The sequence below is a fragment of the Streptosporangium roseum DSM 43021 genome (genome assembly GCF_000024865.1).
Taxonomy (GTDB): Bacteria; Actinomycetota; Actinomycetes; order Streptosporangiales; family Streptosporangiaceae; genus Streptosporangium; species Streptosporangium roseum.
The window spans coordinates 7,857,939-7,873,391 of the sequence record NC_013595.1; the positions used below are offsets into that span (position 1 = coordinate 7,857,939).

General features: G+C 70.1%; 14 protein-coding genes. 7 read left to right on the forward strand and 7 right to left on the reverse strand.

All coding sequences use genetic code 11. From position 1 onward, the window contains the following. The first annotated feature begins 88 nt into the window (after positions 1-88). Positions 89-568, forward strand: a complete 480-nt coding sequence (locus tag SROS_RS34330; RefSeq protein ID WP_012893547.1) for a rhodanese-like domain-containing protein — start codon at positions 89-91, stop codon at positions 566-568. Positions 569-956: 388 nt separating this feature from the next. On the opposite strand, the gene SROS_RS34335 is transcribed toward SROS_RS34330, so the two are convergent. Beyond that, a complete protein-coding gene (locus SROS_RS34335; RefSeq protein ID WP_012893549.1) occupies positions 957-1,568 on the reverse strand; it encodes a TetR/AcrR family transcriptional regulator in 612 nt (203 codons plus the stop codon). Between the two features lie 138 nt (positions 1,569-1,706). On the opposite strand from SROS_RS34335, the gene SROS_RS34340 reads away from it, so the two are divergent. Next, positions 1,707-1,928, forward strand: a complete 222-nt coding sequence (locus SROS_RS34340) for a hypothetical protein (RefSeq protein ID WP_012893550.1) — start codon at positions 1,707-1,709, stop codon at positions 1,926-1,928. A gap of 99 nt (positions 1,929-2,027) precedes the next feature. On the opposite strand, the gene SROS_RS34345 is transcribed toward SROS_RS34340, so the two are convergent. Then, entirely contained in the window at positions 2,028-2,906 is an 879-nt protein-coding gene (locus tag SROS_RS34345) for a sigma-70 family RNA polymerase sigma factor (RefSeq protein WP_012893551.1), read from the reverse strand. Between the two features lie 83 nt (positions 2,907-2,989). Between SROS_RS34345 and SROS_RS34350 the strand changes: the two genes are divergently transcribed. After that, on the forward strand, positions 2,990-3,439 hold the full coding sequence (locus SROS_RS34350) for a carboxymuconolactone decarboxylase family protein (protein ID WP_012893552.1): 450 nt from the start codon (positions 2,990-2,992) through the stop codon (positions 3,437-3,439). A gap of 115 nt (positions 3,440-3,554) precedes the next feature. Continuing rightward, on the forward strand, positions 3,555-4,070 hold the full coding sequence (locus SROS_RS34355; RefSeq protein WP_218919732.1) for a nuclear transport factor 2 family protein: 516 nt from the start codon (positions 3,555-3,557) through the stop codon (positions 4,068-4,070). Between the two features lie 317 nt (positions 4,071-4,387). Here the strand turns inward: SROS_RS34355 and SROS_RS34360 are convergent, their stop codons facing one another. The 3 genes from SROS_RS34360 to SROS_RS34370 form a co-directional block, all read right to left on the reverse strand. Further along, entirely contained in the window at positions 4,388-7,225 is a 2,838-nt protein-coding gene (locus tag SROS_RS34360; protein ID WP_012893554.1) for a vitamin B12-dependent ribonucleotide reductase, read from the reverse strand. 84 nt (positions 7,226-7,309) lie between these two features. After that, positions 7,310-7,771: a transcriptional regulator NrdR gene (gene nrdR / locus SROS_RS34365; RefSeq protein ID WP_012893555.1), complete on the reverse strand. Its 462-nt coding sequence runs from the start codon at positions 7,769-7,771 to the stop codon at positions 7,310-7,312. A 272-nt stretch (positions 7,772-8,043) separates the two neighbouring features. Continuing rightward, positions 8,044-8,433, reverse strand: coding sequence for a LysM peptidoglycan-binding domain-containing protein (locus tag SROS_RS34370; protein ID WP_012893556.1), 390 nt, complete (start codon positions 8,431-8,433; stop codon positions 8,044-8,046). 214 nt (positions 8,434-8,647) lie between these two features. Here SROS_RS34370 and lexA point away from each other — a divergent pair, with 214 nt between their 5' ends. From lexA to SROS_RS34385, 3 genes are all read left to right on the forward strand, one after another. Next, positions 8,648-9,358 (forward strand): transcriptional repressor LexA, encoded by a 711-nt coding sequence (lexA, locus tag SROS_RS34375; protein ID WP_012893557.1) that lies wholly within the window; start codon positions 8,648-8,650, stop codon positions 9,356-9,358. A 582-nt stretch (positions 9,359-9,940) separates the two neighbouring features. Beyond that, positions 9,941-10,834, forward strand: coding sequence for a hypothetical protein (locus tag SROS_RS34380; RefSeq protein WP_012893558.1), 894 nt, complete (start codon positions 9,941-9,943; stop codon positions 10,832-10,834). A 139-nt stretch (positions 10,835-10,973) separates the two neighbouring features. Next, positions 10,974-12,962, forward strand: a complete 1,989-nt coding sequence (locus SROS_RS34385; protein ID WP_012893559.1) for a glycosyl hydrolase family 18 protein — start codon at positions 10,974-10,976, stop codon at positions 12,960-12,962. A 313-nt stretch (positions 12,963-13,275) separates the two neighbouring features. On the opposite strand, the gene SROS_RS34390 is transcribed toward SROS_RS34385, so the two are convergent. Then, positions 13,276-14,286, reverse strand: coding sequence for a hypothetical protein (locus SROS_RS34390; protein WP_218919733.1), 1,011 nt, complete (start codon positions 14,284-14,286; stop codon positions 13,276-13,278). Positions 14,287-14,453: 167 nt separating this feature from the next. Next, the gene (locus SROS_RS34395) at positions 14,454-15,419 is read right to left on the reverse strand and encodes an NAD(P)-dependent oxidoreductase (RefSeq protein WP_012893561.1); all 966 of its coding nucleotides are present in this window, start codon (positions 15,417-15,419) and stop codon (positions 14,454-14,456) included. Positions 15,420-15,453: the final 34 nt, after the last annotated feature.

The following is a 15,453-nucleotide window of genomic DNA, read 5'->3' on the forward strand; positions in this document are numbered from 1 at the left end:
GCCACTGTTGGGTTGCAGACCGGGACCGGCACCATTTGTCCTGTCACCCTGTCCTGCCGCCGCCGGACACGATCGAAAGGCCACCGAGATGACCGTCACCATCGCAGCCCCCTCCGCCGTCACGGCGGTCCCCGCCGCCGGCAACGCCGCCGCGCTCGCCCACTTCGCCGGCCGCCTGGCGTTCGAGACCGACGTGTCCGACGTGGCCGCCGACCTCGCCGCCGAGGCTCCGGGAATCATCGTGGTCGACTCGCGCAACCTGGAGAGCTGGGAGCAGGGCCACGTCAGGGGCGCCGTACACCTGCCCACCGCCGAGATCGCCGCCCGCGCCGCCGATGTGATCCCGGCGGGTGTGACCGTGGTGACCTACTGCTGGGGTCCCGGCTGCAACGGCGCCACCCGTGCCGCCCTGGAGTTCGCCAAGCTCGGCTACCCGGTCAAGGAGATGATCGGCGGCTTCGAGTACTGGGCGCGCGAGGGCTTCGCGACCGAGACCTCGGCCGGCGTCTCCCGGCGCGGGGTCGACCCGCTGACCGCCCCGGTCTCCGGCATCGCCTGCGCCTGCTGAGCACCCGCCCCGCCCGCCGTTGAGCTGGACCGTTCCCGGCACTCCTGGGGAAACTGCGGATAGCTCCATGAGGGACGTCTCCGCACCCCCGGGGCCCGAGATCCCGGGTGCGGAGGCACGCACCGAGGCCCCTCCCCGGCCGGAGGCCCTCATCCGGGTCCGGCCGGGACACGGGGAAACCGGCCATGAGTCGATCGTGAAGCTTTGAGCCGGACCGTCGCCGGCCTGCCGTTGCCGGCGAGCGCCCTGGCGAGGCCAGCGCATCCGGAGTACCGCTGCGCGGCCTCAGAAGTCGTCCCCGCGCGGGCGAATCGGAACAGATGGCGGGCATGCGCGCCGGAGGCCCGGCAGTCGCAGCGGCCGGCAGCGCCTGGTCCGAGGGCATGTGTCAGCTGCGGACCGTCACGGTGAAGACGCGGGCGAGCTGATGATCGATCAAGGCCACGGCCTCTTCGGGAGTCCGCTGTCCGAGCAGGACGGTCGCCTGGATCCCGTCGGCGCCCGCCACCAGGAACGCGGCCTCGGCCTCGGCGTCGACGTCCCGTGACACCTGGCCGAGTCCCTGGCCTTGCGCGATCAGGCCGGCGACCAGGTTCTCCAGCGCGGGCGGCGCGGCGCGGGCGACCTTGGCCAGGGCGGGGTCGGCCAGGAAGCGGACGAAGTAGGCGGCGTACACCAGGTGCCGGTTGCGCCGCTCGGCATCCAGCGGGAGCAGCTCCAGCAGCACTCCCCGCACGACCGCGTGCATGCCGGGCGCGTCGCCGAGCATCGCGAGGCGTTCGCGGGCCCGTTGCTCGGCGTCGTCGTTGAGGATCTCCAGCGCGCCGAGCAGCAGTTCGTCGCGGGTGCCGAAGTAGTACTGCAGCAGCCGGGCGGAGACCCCGGCCTCGGTGGCGACCTGTCTCAAGGTGACGTCCTCCAGGCCGCCGCGGGCGGCCAGGCGCCAGACGGCTTCCGCGATCTGGTGGCGGCGCCGGTCGTGGTCCACCTGTCTTGGCATGCCATCCGCTCCTCGCGACTCGTTTGTGGTGCGATCGTACCAAGACGATGTTATGGTTCGATCGCACCACAAAAATGCGGAGGGCGTGCCCACGCCCGCCGTCGCGGCCCTTCGAGGGCGATGGGAGACAGAGCACACATGAAGCACGTCACCCTGCTGATCATCGGCATGCTGCTGCTGGTCCTGGGAGCACAGGGCGCCATCCGGCTGCTGGCCGACCACGACAACGCCGGGCTGCTCGCCTGGCTGCCCGGCGGGTTCGCGGTATGGCTGGCCTGCTATGCGGTGGCCGCCGTCGCCGGAGCACTCCTGGCCGGCCGGGGCGGCAAGAAGGCCAAGCGGGGCGACCGCGAGCAGTGACCGGCCGCACCCGGCGCCGAGACCTTCTTGTGCCGCAGCGCTCGCAGGTGCTCGGCGGACCATCCCGGCCCGCCGCGACCGGTGCCGGCGGGCCGGCGCTCACACCGGGTCCGGCAGGTCCATCGACGCGAGCTTGGCCGGGTCGATCACGATCGCGATGCCCGCGATCCGGCCGTCGGCGATGGTGAACGCGGCGACCGAGAGCGGAGTGCCGTCCTCGCGCCAGGCCACGATCCCGGGAAGGCCGTTGACGAGCACCGCTCGCCCCCGTACGGCTGCGCCGGCGGACAGCCGCGCGCCGGCGGCGACCTCGGTGGCGCCGAGGGTGACGACCACGCCGTCGGGGGTATCGATGGTCAGCCTCACCTCGGGGTCGAGCACGCGCAGCAACCCCTCGAAGTCGCCGCGGCGAGCCGCCGCCAGGAAGGCCTGGACCACCTCCCGCTGCTCCCGTCCGACGACCGCCGGCCGCTCGGTCCCCCGCACCTTCCTGCGGGCCCGGCTGGCGAGCATCTTGGCGGCGTCGGCGGACCTGCCGAGGATCTGGCCGATCTCGTCGAACGGCACCGCGAACAGGTCGTGCAGCACGAACGCCAGCCGCTCGGCCGGCCCGAGCGACTCCAGGACGACGAGGAGCGCGAGCCCGACCGAGTCGGCGAGCGCCACGTCGTCCTCCGGCGCGGGGCCGTCGTCGACCGTCACCACGAGCTCGGGCAGCCGGTCGTCGTAGGACGCCTCAGGGTGGGTCTGGCGCGATCGCAGGACGTCGAGGCTGATCCGGCCGACCACCGTGGTCAGCCAGCCGGCGAGGTTGTGGATGGTCGCCGTGTCCTGGCGGGAGAGCCGCAGCCAGGCCTCCTGGACCACGTCCTCGGCGTCGGCGTGCGATCCGAGCATGCGATAGGCGACCGCGCGCAGCCGGTCGCGCTGGGCCTCGAACGCCTCGGCCACCGGGTCCGTCGGGCTGGGGTCGTACATGTTGTTACCTTCCTCGGATCTGCTCCGTCATAGGTGATGACGGGCCCGGACGGGCACAGGTAACCGATGAAGGAGCAAGACCGATGGAAGCACGCATGAAGAGCCCCGCGAACGCCGACGTGATGACGGCGATCCAGGGCCTTTACAAGGCGATGCACTCCGGCGGCGTCGACCCGCGCGTACTCGGGCTGGTCCACCTGCGGGCCAGCCAGATCAACGGCTGCAGCCCGTGCGTATTCGCCGGGATCGCGTCGGCCAAGAAGCACGGAGAGACCGACGAGCGGCTGCACAACGTGGTCACGTGGCGCGAGACGCCCTTCTTCACCGAGGGAGAGCGGGCAGCGCTCGCGCTGACCGAGGCCGCCACCCGGATCCAGGACGGCGCGCCGGGCGTCACCGACGAGATCTGGGACGCCGCGGCCACCCACTTCGACGAGAAGCAGCTGTCGGCGATCACTCTGAACATCGCGATGACCAACTTCTTCAACCGGATCAACCACACGAACCGGGAGCAGGCCGGCAAGACCTGGTGAACCGGGCGGGGCGTCATCCGTCCGGAGGCCGCACCTCCCCGCGATCAAGGGATGACGCCCCGCCGAGAGCACGAGCCGGGCGCCCCCGAGGGGATGATCGTCAGTTGGGGGCGATGTGAGCGAACACCGCGGTGATGTGCCGGCGGTTCGCCGGTACGAGATCACCGGTCGGCACCATCTCCAGCTGCCGGTGATGAAGCGCCTTGCACCTGATCCGTTGTCGGTGCCGCCGTGTAGCGTGCGGCCGGTGGACGAGACATCGAGAACGCGAGAGGCCGTGCGCGTCTACATTGACAGCGCCGAGCAGCGCGACTGGCAGCGGCTTGGCGATCTGCTGACCGAAGACATGGTGTACGAGATGCCGCAGAGCCGTGAGCGGATCCGCGGCAGGTCGGCTTTCATCCAGTTCAACAGGGAATACCCCGGGGACTGGCATCTCCAGGCGCGTCGCATCGTCGCCGATGGCCGCCACGCGGCCGCGTGGATCGATGCACGCGTCACTACTGAGCACCAAGACGCCTGTGTGTGGTTCGAGCTCTCCGATGACGGGCTGATCACCCGGGTCGTCGACTACTGGCCGGAGTCGTATGATCCCCCGCCGGGCCGCGAGCATCTGGTGGAGCGCTGGTAGGCGAGGTTCTGCGTGGTGCCGCGGATGGAGCCGACGTCGCCGGCCGGCTCCACCCGCCACGGACCGGCCCCGGGTTCGATCCGTCGAGGCGGTCTCGGCCAACGGCGGCCGAGAACCCCGTCGAGTCGCGGCGGAAGAACTCCGACGCCTCGTCAGGATCCGCGAGCAGCTCACTCCCCCGGACCACGGGCCGTCGGCCGGGCCGTCCCGAGATGCTCTCCTCCGGTCGGCGGATGATCCGAACGCCGGAGCGGGGAAACGACACCTGGTCGCTTCCCCGCCCTGACCTGCTATTTCCCGCCCTGAGGCGGCTGACTTCAGCTGCAGCCGCTGGTGGAGCCGCAGCCCTCGCAGACGTAGCAGCTACCGGCGGGCCGCATCTTGGTGCCGCAGGTCATGCAGAGCGGCGCGTCGGCGGTGCGGCCCTGGTGGGACTCCAGGGAGCCGCCCCGCTCCGGCGCGGCCACGGCCACGACCTCCGGGCGGGGCTGGGGCTGGGGCTGCTCGATCGGTGCCGAGGTGGCCAGCTCGGCGATGACCTCGTCGGTGTGGATCGGGGCCGGGTCCTCCCCGCGCTGCTGGGCGGCGCGCTCGGAGGCGGAGAAGATGCCGAGAGCGGCCCGGTCGTCGTAGGGCAGGTGGTCCAGGGCCAGGCGGCGGAAGATGTAGTCCATCACCGAGGCGGCCATGCGGATGTCCGGGTCGTCGGTCATGCCGGCCGGGTCGAAGCGCATGTTGACGAACTTGCTGACGTAGGTCTCCAGCGGCACGCCGTACTGCAGGCCGATGGAGATGGCCACCGAGAAGGCGTCCATCACGCCGGCGAGGGTGGAGCCCTGCTTGGACATCTTCAGGAAGACCTCGCCGAGACCGTCGTCGGGGTAGGACGAGGCGGTCATGTAGCCCTTGGCGCCCCCCACGGTGAAGCGGGTGGTGGTGCTGGGGCGCTGGTTCGGCATCCGGCGGCGGGTCGGGCGGCTGATCTCCACGACCTGGATCTCCGGCTCCGCGGCCTTCTCCTCGGTCTTCTTGTCGCTCTTCTTGCCCGCGACCGAGAGCGGCTGGCCGACCTTGCAGTTGTCGCGGTAGACGGCCAGGGCCTTCAGGCCGAGCTTCCAGCCTTCCATGTAGACCTGCTCGATGTCCTCGACCGTCGCCGCCTCGGGCAGGTTGACCGTCTTGGAGATGGCGCCGGACAGGAACGGCTGGGCGGCGGCCATCATGCGCACGTGCCCCATCGGGGCGATCGCCCGCTCGCCCATCGCGCAGTCGAACACCTCGTAGTGCTCGGGCTTGAGGCCGGGGGCGTCCACGACGTGGCTGTTGGACGCGATGTATTCGACGATCGCCTCGACCTGCTCCTCGGGGTAGCCCAGCTGCCGCAGCGCGCGCGGGATCGTCTGGTTGACGATCTGCATGGAGCCGCCGCCGACGAGCTTCTTGAACTTGACCAGGGCCAGGTCGGGCTCGATACCGGTGGTGTCGCAGTCCATCATCAGGCCGATGGTGCCGGTCGGGGCGAGCAGCGAGGCCTGGGCGTTGCGGTAGCCGTTCCTCTCACCCAGCTTGAGGCACTCGGTCCACTGGCGGGAGGCCTCGGCGTGGATGGCCTTGTCCATGCCCTCCAGCGTGCGCAGGTCGTCGTTTGCGGCGGCGTGCTTGCGCATGACGCGCTTGTGCGCGTCGGCGTTGCGCGCGTAGCCGTCGTACGGTCCGACGACCGCGGCCAGTTCGGCGCTGCGGCGGTAGGAGGCGCCGGTCATCAGCGAGGTGACGGCACCGGCGATGGCCCGGCCGCCCTCGGAGTCGTAGGCGTGGCCGGTGGCCATGAGCAGCGCGCCGAGGTTGGCGTAGCCGATGCCGAGCTGGCGGTAGGCGCGGGTGGTCTGGTCGATCTTCTCCGTCGGGAAGTCGGCGAAGGTGATGGAGACGTCCATCGCGGTGATGATCAGCTCGGTGATCTTCACGAAGCTCTCGATGTCGAAGGAGTTGTCGTCCTTCAGGAACTTCATCAGGTTGATGCTGGCCAGGTTGCACGAGGAGTTGTCCAGGTGCAGGTACTCCGAGCACGGGTTGCTGGCGGTGATGCGGCCCGTCTCCGGGCTGGTGTGCCAGTCGTTGATCGTGTCGTCGTACTGGACACCGGGGTCGGCGCACTCCCACGCGGCCGTCGCCATCTTGCGGAACAGCCGCCCGGCGTCGACCTTCTCGATGACCTCGCCGGTGAGGCGGGCGCGCAGGCCGAACTCCTCGCCCTTCTCCACCGCGCGCATGAACTCGTCGGAGACGCGCACGGAGTTGTTGGCGTTCTGGTACTGGACGGAGACGATGTCCTTGCCGCCGAGGTCCATGTCGAACCCGGCGTCGCGCAGCGCGCGGACCTTGTCCTCCTCGCGCGCCTTGGTCTCGATGAACTCCTCGATGTCGGGGTGGTCCACGTCCAGGACGACCATCTTGGCCGCACGGCGGGTCGCGCCGCCGGACTTGATGGTGCCCGCGGAGGCGTCCGCGCCGCGCATGAAGGAGACCGGGCCGCTGGCCGTGCCGCCGCTGGAGAGCAGCTCCTTGGAGGAGCGGATCCTGGAGAGGTTCACGCCGGAGCCCGAACCGCCCTTGAAGATCACACCCTCTTCCTTGTACCAGTCGAGGATGGACTCCATCTGGTCGTCGACGGCCAGGATGAAACAGGCGCTGACCTGCTGCGGCGAGGCGGTGCCCACGTTGAACCAGACGGGCGAGTTGAAGCTGAAGACCTGGTTGACCAGAGCGTGCTTGAGCTCGTGGTCGAAGATCTCGGCGTCCTCCTCGCCGGCGAAGTAGCCGTGCTCGACCGCGGTCCTGGTGTAGACGCCCACCACCCGGTCGATGAGCTGCTTCAGGCTCCACTCGCGCTGCGGGGTGCCGACCGCGCCGCGGAAGTATTTGGTGGTCACGATGTTGGCCGCGTTGACCGACCAGGAAACGGGGAACTCGACGTCCCGCTGCTCGAAGTTGATCGAGCCGTCCCGCCAGTTGGTCATCACGACGTCACGGCGCTCCCAGCGCACCTCGTCATAGGGATGCACTCCCGGCGTGGTGAAGATGCGCTTCATCTTCAAGCCCTTGCGCAACCGCTTGCCCCCACGCGCGGCCGCGCCACCGATCGTCTCCGTCATGACTTCCCCTTCCGGGGCTCCCCAGAGCCCTCGAGTCGGACCACATCAACGCGCCGCTCTGTCCCCCGGCGCCCGGGGTATGGATCAGTCCTGCTGGACGGAGCGTTCCGCCCGCAGCTGCTTTATCTCTGTTTCGAAATCGGCCAGGGTCTCGAAGCTCCGGTAGACCGAGGCGAACCGCAGGTAGGCCACCTCGTCCAGCTCGCGGAGCGGCCCCAGGATCGCCAGCCCGACCTCATGGGCGGCGATCTCCGCCGCTCCCGTGGCCCGGATGCTCTCCTCCACCCGCTGACCCAGCTGGGCCAGCGAGTCCTCGCTGACGGGGCGCCCCTGGCACGCCCGCCGGACGCCGGCGATCACCTTGTCCCTGAAGAACGGCTCGGTCACCCCGCTGCGCTTGCTCACCATGAGAAGCACCGTCTCCTGCGTGGTGAACCTGCGCCCGCACTCCGGGCACGTGCGCCTGCGGCGGATGGCTCCGCCGTCCTCGGTGGACCGGCTGTCGATGACCCGCGTATCAGGATGACGACAGAACGGACAGTGCACGCGTGTCGCCCCCTTGAGCCGGCAAGTGGCCCACCTTCTCGTGCATTCCACGGCGTCCACGCCAGACGCTTGCGCACGCCCCTCGAATGGTCGAGATGCGGTAATGGAAACACAATCTATGGTGAAGACCACCGATGAAGCCACTAGATGTTGTGGTCCAACGGTAGGAGGGTCGGCTCATGAACGCAAGTTGAAAGGACCCCGTCAGACGAAGTCGCTGATCAGCGCGTCACATTCGAACGAGTCGGGCGTGTCGCCCCTCCGGCACCCCCTCAGGGGGCGGAACCGTCCGGCAGGTAGAGCCGGGTCCCGGGCCGGATCACGGAGTCGGACAGGCCGTTGAGATCCATGATCCGGCGGATCGTCGGAGCCGGATCCCCGCCTTCCGTCACGGCGTCCGCGATCTCCCACAGCGTGTCACCCCCGCGCACCACGACCCACGACAGCTCCTCACGCCCCCCGTGCTCGAGCGCCGAGGCGGCGTCGATGCGCGCGCCGACCCAGAGCGCCCCCAGGGTGACCAGCGTGAGCGCCGCCACCACCACGATCCGGCCCCGCCTGGTGAGCCGGAGCGGCGGATCAGGATATCGGACGCCCCCCGCGGCCCCGGGGCGCCGGGCGGGCGGGCGCCCGGCCCTCCCTGTCGTCACGGTCGTCTTCATGATGGCCCCCCAGCACCCTCGACCTGGCCGAACACACGTCGAAGAAAGATCGGCGAATCGAACACGATGTCGATCGAACTCCCGTACGATGTTGTACACCACGTCACCGCTGATTTCGAGAATGACTCGAACAATTGTTTGAATACGATCTTCAACGGCGGTACGGTCGCTGTGTGCGACGCGAGAGATACAGACCGGGAGGCGAGGAGATCGTATGAGCGAACATGACGAGAACGTTTCGGCCGTCAGCGACCTGGCGGTGCGCAGGCGTGACTCCCTTGGCCTCACCCCCAGGCAGCGGAAGATCCTTGAGGTGATCCGCGACTCGGTGCAGCAGCGCGGCTATCCGCCCTCCATGCGAGAGATCGGCGAGGCGGTGCAGCTCACCAGCACCTCCAGCGTGTCGCACCAGCTGACGGCGTTGCAGCGCAAGGGCTATCTGCGCCGTGATCCGCACCGTCCCCGCGCGCTGGAGGTCCGCCTTCCCGGCGAGCCGGCACTGTGGGTGGATCCCGAGTCCCGTGACGACGAGACCCCGATCAGCCGCCCGACCGCGGCCTACGTGCCGCTCGTCGGCCGGATCGCCGCCGGCGGCCCCATCCTCGCCGAGGAGAGCATCGAGGACGTCTTCGCCCTCCCCAAGCAGCTCGTCGGCGAGGGGACGCTCTTCCTGCTCCAGGTGACCGGCGACTCGATGATCGAGGCCGCCATCGCCAACGGCGACTGGGTGGTCGTCCGGCAGCAGCCCGTGGCGGACAACGGCGACGTGGTCGCCGCGATGATCGACGGCGAGGCCACGGTCAAGACCTTCAAGCGCAAGGACGGCCACGTCTGGCTCGTCCCGCACAACCCGAACTACGACCCGATCCCCGGCGACGAGGCCACCGTCCTGGGCAAGGTCGTGGCGGTTCTGCGCAAGCTCTGAGACAACGCACCGGAGGAGCGGGGTCCCACGATCGGGACCCCGCTCCTCGTCAGGCGCCTCAGTGGCGACCGCCCGCCGCAGCAGGCCCCGCGCCGGCCGCCGACGTGCCCGACGCGGAGTTCGGCCGTCCCGGTGCCGCACCCGAAATCGGGGCGGATGGCGGTGGTGTCCTGTAGCCGGATCGGCGGCGGTCCCTGGTGGGGGTCCGCGGTGGCGCCCCAGCCGAGCAGCTTGACCGGCGAGTGGGTCAGCCCGGTCGGGCCGGGCGAGCGCCGGAGCCGAGGGCAGGCCGATCCGGATGAGTACGGCGCCCCCGGTAACCGCCTTGAATAGAGCCTTGAACAGAAGGGCACGCGTTTTTCTCCCTTATCGGAGGTGCGGAGATGCGCTGATTCTGTTTTCGGATGGAAATAAGCCACAAGTGATGAAATTTCGGTAGTTGCTATGGTCGGCGACCTGTTCTTGGGTCACGAGACGTTCTACGCTCGCTCCCCACAGAGCGCGGCGGGCCCGCGCCGTCCTCTCAGGGATGGAAGCGCGGGAAACCCCCGGCCGCCCGCCTCGACACCGAGGAGCGTCCCCATGCCTCGCCGTCCCCCCGAGCCGGCAGCCGACCGGGGCACCCTGCTCCGCTCCGGCCCGTTCCACCAGGCCCTGCGTGTCTGCATCCGGGAGAGCGGCCTGTCCCTCGACCGCATCCGGTCCCGCCTGGCCCAGCGCGGGCTGGCGGTCGCGCTGTCCACCCTGAGCGACTGGCAGCGGGGGCACCGGCGTCCCGGCGGCGAGCAGTCCCCGCTGGTCGTCACGGCCCTGGAGGAGATCCTCCGGCTTCCCGGCGGCTCCCTCACCCGCCTTCTCGACCACGGGCCGGGGCTGGATGAGCGCTCCGGAGCCCTCGGCGAGCTGCTGGACGCGCTGCCGGGCTCCCGCGACCAGGACGCCGCCATCATCACCCAGCAGCAGAAAGTGCTGATCGACGCGGCCCGGCGGTGCGAGTCGGTGTGGACCCGCACGCTGATCAGGGCCCGGCGCGACGGCATGGACCGGTATGCGATCAGGTCGTTCGTCGACCCCGGCACCGATCTCGACGGCCGCGAGATCCACGCCCTGGAGAACTGCAGGGTCGGCACCATCCTGCGGCACCACGCGCGGGGGGTGATGGTCGCCGAGCTGCTCTTCGACCACGCGCTCCGGGCCGGCGACACCTGGGTCTTCGAGTGGGAGAGCTTCGACAGACCGGCACAGCCGTGCGTCGACCACGGCCACGGCTTCCGGCAGCCGGTCGGGCACTTCCTCGTCCAGGTGCGGTTCGACCCCGCGGCCCTCCCGGCCGAATGCCATTCCTACGTCAGGTCCGGACCGGACGCGAAGCCTTGCCGGACCGGCGTCCTGGTGCCCAACGCCCACCACACCGTCCACGTGGCCGCCTCCGACGTGGTCTCCGGCGTGCTGGGCATCGCCTGGCGCTGGCCGTAAACCTCTCTTCCCGCGATTGGGCCCCCCGAAATTTCGCACCATTGACGGCGCGTGCGCGCGTGATTACGTTCACCTCAAATTGACAGTAAAGTTTCCTGTTAATTAACCCCCCAGTTCCAGCGCGTAGAGGCGGCGGCCCATGGCGAATCAACATGTCCTGAAACTCCTAGCCGCGGTGGGGGTGATGCTCCTCCCCCTGGGGGCGGTCGTCGCGACGGCACCCGGCGCTTCCGCGGCCGTGACCGTGCCGCTCCGGGCCAACGCGGGCGGGTCCGCGCTCACCGACGCCGCGGGTGACCAGTGGGTCGCCGACAAGGCCTACTCCAGCGGCGACTGGGGCTACCAGACCAGCTACGGGAGCGGCTCGACCGGCGGTGCGATCGCCGGGACGACCGACGACTCCCTCTACCAGAACTACAACACCTTCAACAGCTGGGGCGGCTACCGCTTCGACGTCCCGAACGGCACCTACCAGGTGACGCTGAAGATGGTCGAGGACTGGGCCAACGCGGCCGGTCAGCGCAAGTTCGACGTCCGCGTCGAAGGCGTCAACGCGCTGACCGCCTTCGACATCTTCGCCTCCTGCGGCGCGCTCACCGCCTGTGACCGGACCTTCCCCGCGACGGTCAGCGACGGCGCGCTCAACGTCCAGTTCAACATGAACGGCGGCGCCAACTACGCGACCGTCTCCGCCATCTCGGTGACCGGCGGCGGCGGAGGAGGCGACACCACGCCCCCCAGCGTCCCCGGCAACCTGCGCTCCACCGCCACCTCCTCCTCCAGCGTCTCCCTCGCCTGGAACGCCTCCACCGACAACGTCGGCGTCACCGGCTACGAGATCTACCGAGGCACCACCCTCGTCACCACCGTCACCGGAACCACCCACACCGACACCGGCCTGACCCCCGCCACCGCCTACAGCTACACCGTCCGCGCCCGCGACGCCGCCGGAAACCGCTCCACCGCCAGCAACCAACTCAACGTCACCACCCAGGACGGCGGCGGAGGGGGCGGCAACAAGCTGCTGGGCTACTTCACCCAGTGGGGCATCTACCAGCGGGCCTACCACGTCAAGAACATCGTCACCAGCGGCTCGGCCGCCAAGCTCACCCATATCAACTACGCCTTCGGCAACGTGCAGAACGGCCAGTGCACGCTGGGCGACACCTACGCCGACTACGACCGTTTCTACCAGGCCGGCGAGAGCGTGGACGGCGTCGCCGACACCTGGGACAACGGCGCGCTCCGCGGCAACTTCAACCAGCTCCGCAAGCTGAAGAAGCAGTTCCCGAACATCAAGGTGCTGTTCTCCTTCGGCGGCTGGACCTGGTCGGGCGGCTTCGGCCAGGCGGCGGCCAACCCCGCGGCCTTCGCCGAGTCCTGCTACCGCCTGGTCGAGGACCCGCGCTGGGCGGATGTGTTCGACGGCATCGACATCGACTGGGAGTACCCGAACGCCTGCGGCCTCACCTGTGACACCAGCGGCTTCTCCTCCTTCAAGAACCTGATGTCGGCACTGCGCTCCCGCTTCGGCTCCAGCTACCTGGTCACCGCCGCCATCACCGCCGACGCCACCTCCGGCGGCAAGATCGACGCGGCCGACTACGGCGGCGCCGCACAGTACCTCGACTGGTACAACGTCATGACCTACGACTTCTTCGGTGCCTGGGCAGCCCAGGGCCCGACCGCGCCGCACTCACCGCTGAACACCTACAGCGGCATCCCCATCACCGGTTTCGACTCCGACTCCGCCATCCAGAAGCTCAAGAGCAAGGGGGTGCCGGCGAGCAAGCTGCTGCTGGGCATCGGCTTCTACGGCCGCGGCTGGACCGGCGTGACCCAGGCGACTCCGGGTGGCACCGCCACCGGCGCCGCCCCGGGCACCTATGAGGCGGGCAACGAGGACTACAAGGTCCTCAAGACCCGCTGCCCGGCGACCGGTACGGTCGCGGGCACGGCCTACGCCCACTGCGGCAACCAGTGGTGGAGCTACGACACCCCCGCGACCATCGGGGGCAAGATGAGCTACTCGAAGAACCAGGGCCTGGGAGGGGCCTTCTTCTGGGAGCTCACCGGAGACACCTCCAACGGTGAGCTGATCAGCGCGATGAAGAGCGGCCTGGGCTAGAAGATCACCGAAAGTCTTGCTGGTGAGGGGCGTCTCGATGCCGAGACGCCCCTCATCGCCATGTGCTGGAAGGGATGATCACCCAAGTGCCGTTCCCGGCTGGTGACGGAGGCACCCTGCGCCGTGGCCCCCGGAACACGGTCACGGTCACGGTCACGGTCGACGACAGGGTGCCACGCCGAGCCTCGGTGGCCTGCCCCGGAACGCGAGACCGCCGCCTGTCACGGCGGTGACCAGGCCGGGCCGGGCCGGCAGGAGAACGCCGAGAACATGATGCCCGCGGTCGGATTTTCGGCCGAAGCCACGGGGACCCCTACCGTATGACGCAGAGGGGGCGGGTCCTGCGGGCGTAGGAGCGGGCGGCCACCAGGAGACCGAGGCCCAGCCCGGCGAAGGCCAGCCCGCCGAATTCGATCATCCAGACGGACCCGGTGGCGGTGAACCCGGTGATCGGCTCGATGGCCGGCACCACGCCGAGCACGCTGGCCGGCGCGTACACCGTGAGGGCGACGCCGTACAGGGACAAGGCCACTGCGATCATCCAGGCCGGGATCAGCGGCAGCAGGCGCGGCACCCGCACCCCCGACAGCCACAGCGTCCATCGGGGGAACACCATGCCCCACCGGTACATCAGGCCGGCCAGCAGGAAGACCCCGAAGAGGGCGGCCAGGACAGTGATGTCGACGCCCACAGCGGCCAGGGCGTGGGCGGCAGCCGGCGCCTCGGCGTTGATCGCCGCCCACTCCTCGGCCGTGACGCCGAGCGCGCTGCCGCCGAGCGTCCACACGGTTTTCACCGCCGACCAGGGGATGAGCCCGCACATCAGGAGATAGACCGCCACCTGAGCGCGCGGCGTGGCGGTGGAGGCAGGCGGGTGGGTGCGCCCGCCGGTGGCCCCCCGGTGGGCCAGGCCGCAGCGGGGGCACCTGCCGCGCAGGCGGCGCAGGGAGCCGGTCGCGACGAGGGTCAGCAGCCCGGCGGCCACCGAGGTCAGCAGGACCTGGACCAGGCCGGTGGGGCTTTCCACACCCGCGCCCGACAGCAGCGTCACCAGATGGAGCGGAAGGCTGATCATCCCGACGGCGAACACCGCGATCGTCACGGCCAGCGTGGCGCCGACGGCCGCCTGGCCCGGCAGCTTGCCGGGACTGGCCAGGCACGCTCCGGCGGCCAGTACGGCGAGCGCGGCCAGCAGGAGCAGGGCGGCGGGCGGGTAGGGGGCGGTCGCCGTCCAGGGTACGGCGGTGCCGGTCACCGCCCAGCCCAGATGGACGACCGCGTACAACGCGCACCACAGGGCGGCGTTTCTGGCATGTATGGTCACGCACTCACGCTTTCGCGCCGCCGCCGGCGGGTCCTCCCCCGCCGGCGCCATCCCTTTCCCCCGCACGGGGGGTTCGCTCAGAGCGGCCCGGCCGGCCTCACCTCGCAGATGATGGCGGCTTGGACGACGCGGCCGGCGTGACGGGGGGTGAGTGGAGCGCCGGCCCTTCAGCCGCGCCCTTCCCGGAGCAGCTCCACGACGGCGGTTATGTCGGAGTCACTCCAGCCGTGTCCGGCGGCTTCCTCGTAGCGCTGCTCGACCAGCCGGGCGATCGGCAGCCGGAGCCCCTTCGACTCCGCGACCTCGGCGATGAGCCGTACGTCCTTGGCGCCGAGCCGCGTAGCGAACCATCCTCGGTGGTCACCGTGGAGGATGTCGTCGAGCCGGTTGTGCAGAGCGGGCGCGACGGTCGGCCACCGCAGGAGGAGGTCCTTCAGCATCGCCTCGTCGAGACCTGCCGCCTGACCCGCGGCCACCGCCTCGGCGACGACGGCGACACCCGACATGAGCAGGTAGTTGTTCAGGAGCTTGTAGGTCAGGGCGCTGCCGGGATCGTCCCCGCAGTACCAGTGGACGGCGAACAGGTCCTGCCAGACGGGTCCCAGCCGGTCCACGAGACCGCGGTCGCCCCCCAGCAGGCCCATGATCTGACCGTCGACGACCGCCTGCGGCCCTCCGATGACGGGCGCGGCCACGAACCGGCCCCCCGGCGCCAGCCCTGTCAGCGCGCGGGACGTGTCCGGGGAGACGGTGCTCATGTCGGCGACAACCGGCGCGCCGGCCCCGGCCCCAGCCCCGGCCCCGGCCCCGGGATCAGAGCCGGAAACGGAGCCAGGCTCGGAGCCGAGTTCGGAGGCGTCCCCGGAACCGGGATCGGAGGCAGGCTCGGAGGCGGGCTCGGCCAATCGTGCCATGACCTCACGGACCGCCTGATCGTCGGCGAGCGACATCAGCACCGCGTCGGCGTCCCGCGCGGCCTCCGCCGGCGAGAGCGCCTCGGCGGCGCCGGCGTCGATCACCTCGGAGGCCTTACCCGGCGTCCGGTTCCAGACCCTGACCGCATGGCCGCGGCCGAGCAGCCGCAGGGCCAGTGCCCGCCCCATGCTGCCCATCCCGAGCACCGATACCCGCATGCCTCATCCCCCTGTCAGGCATGGTTTTCCTCCC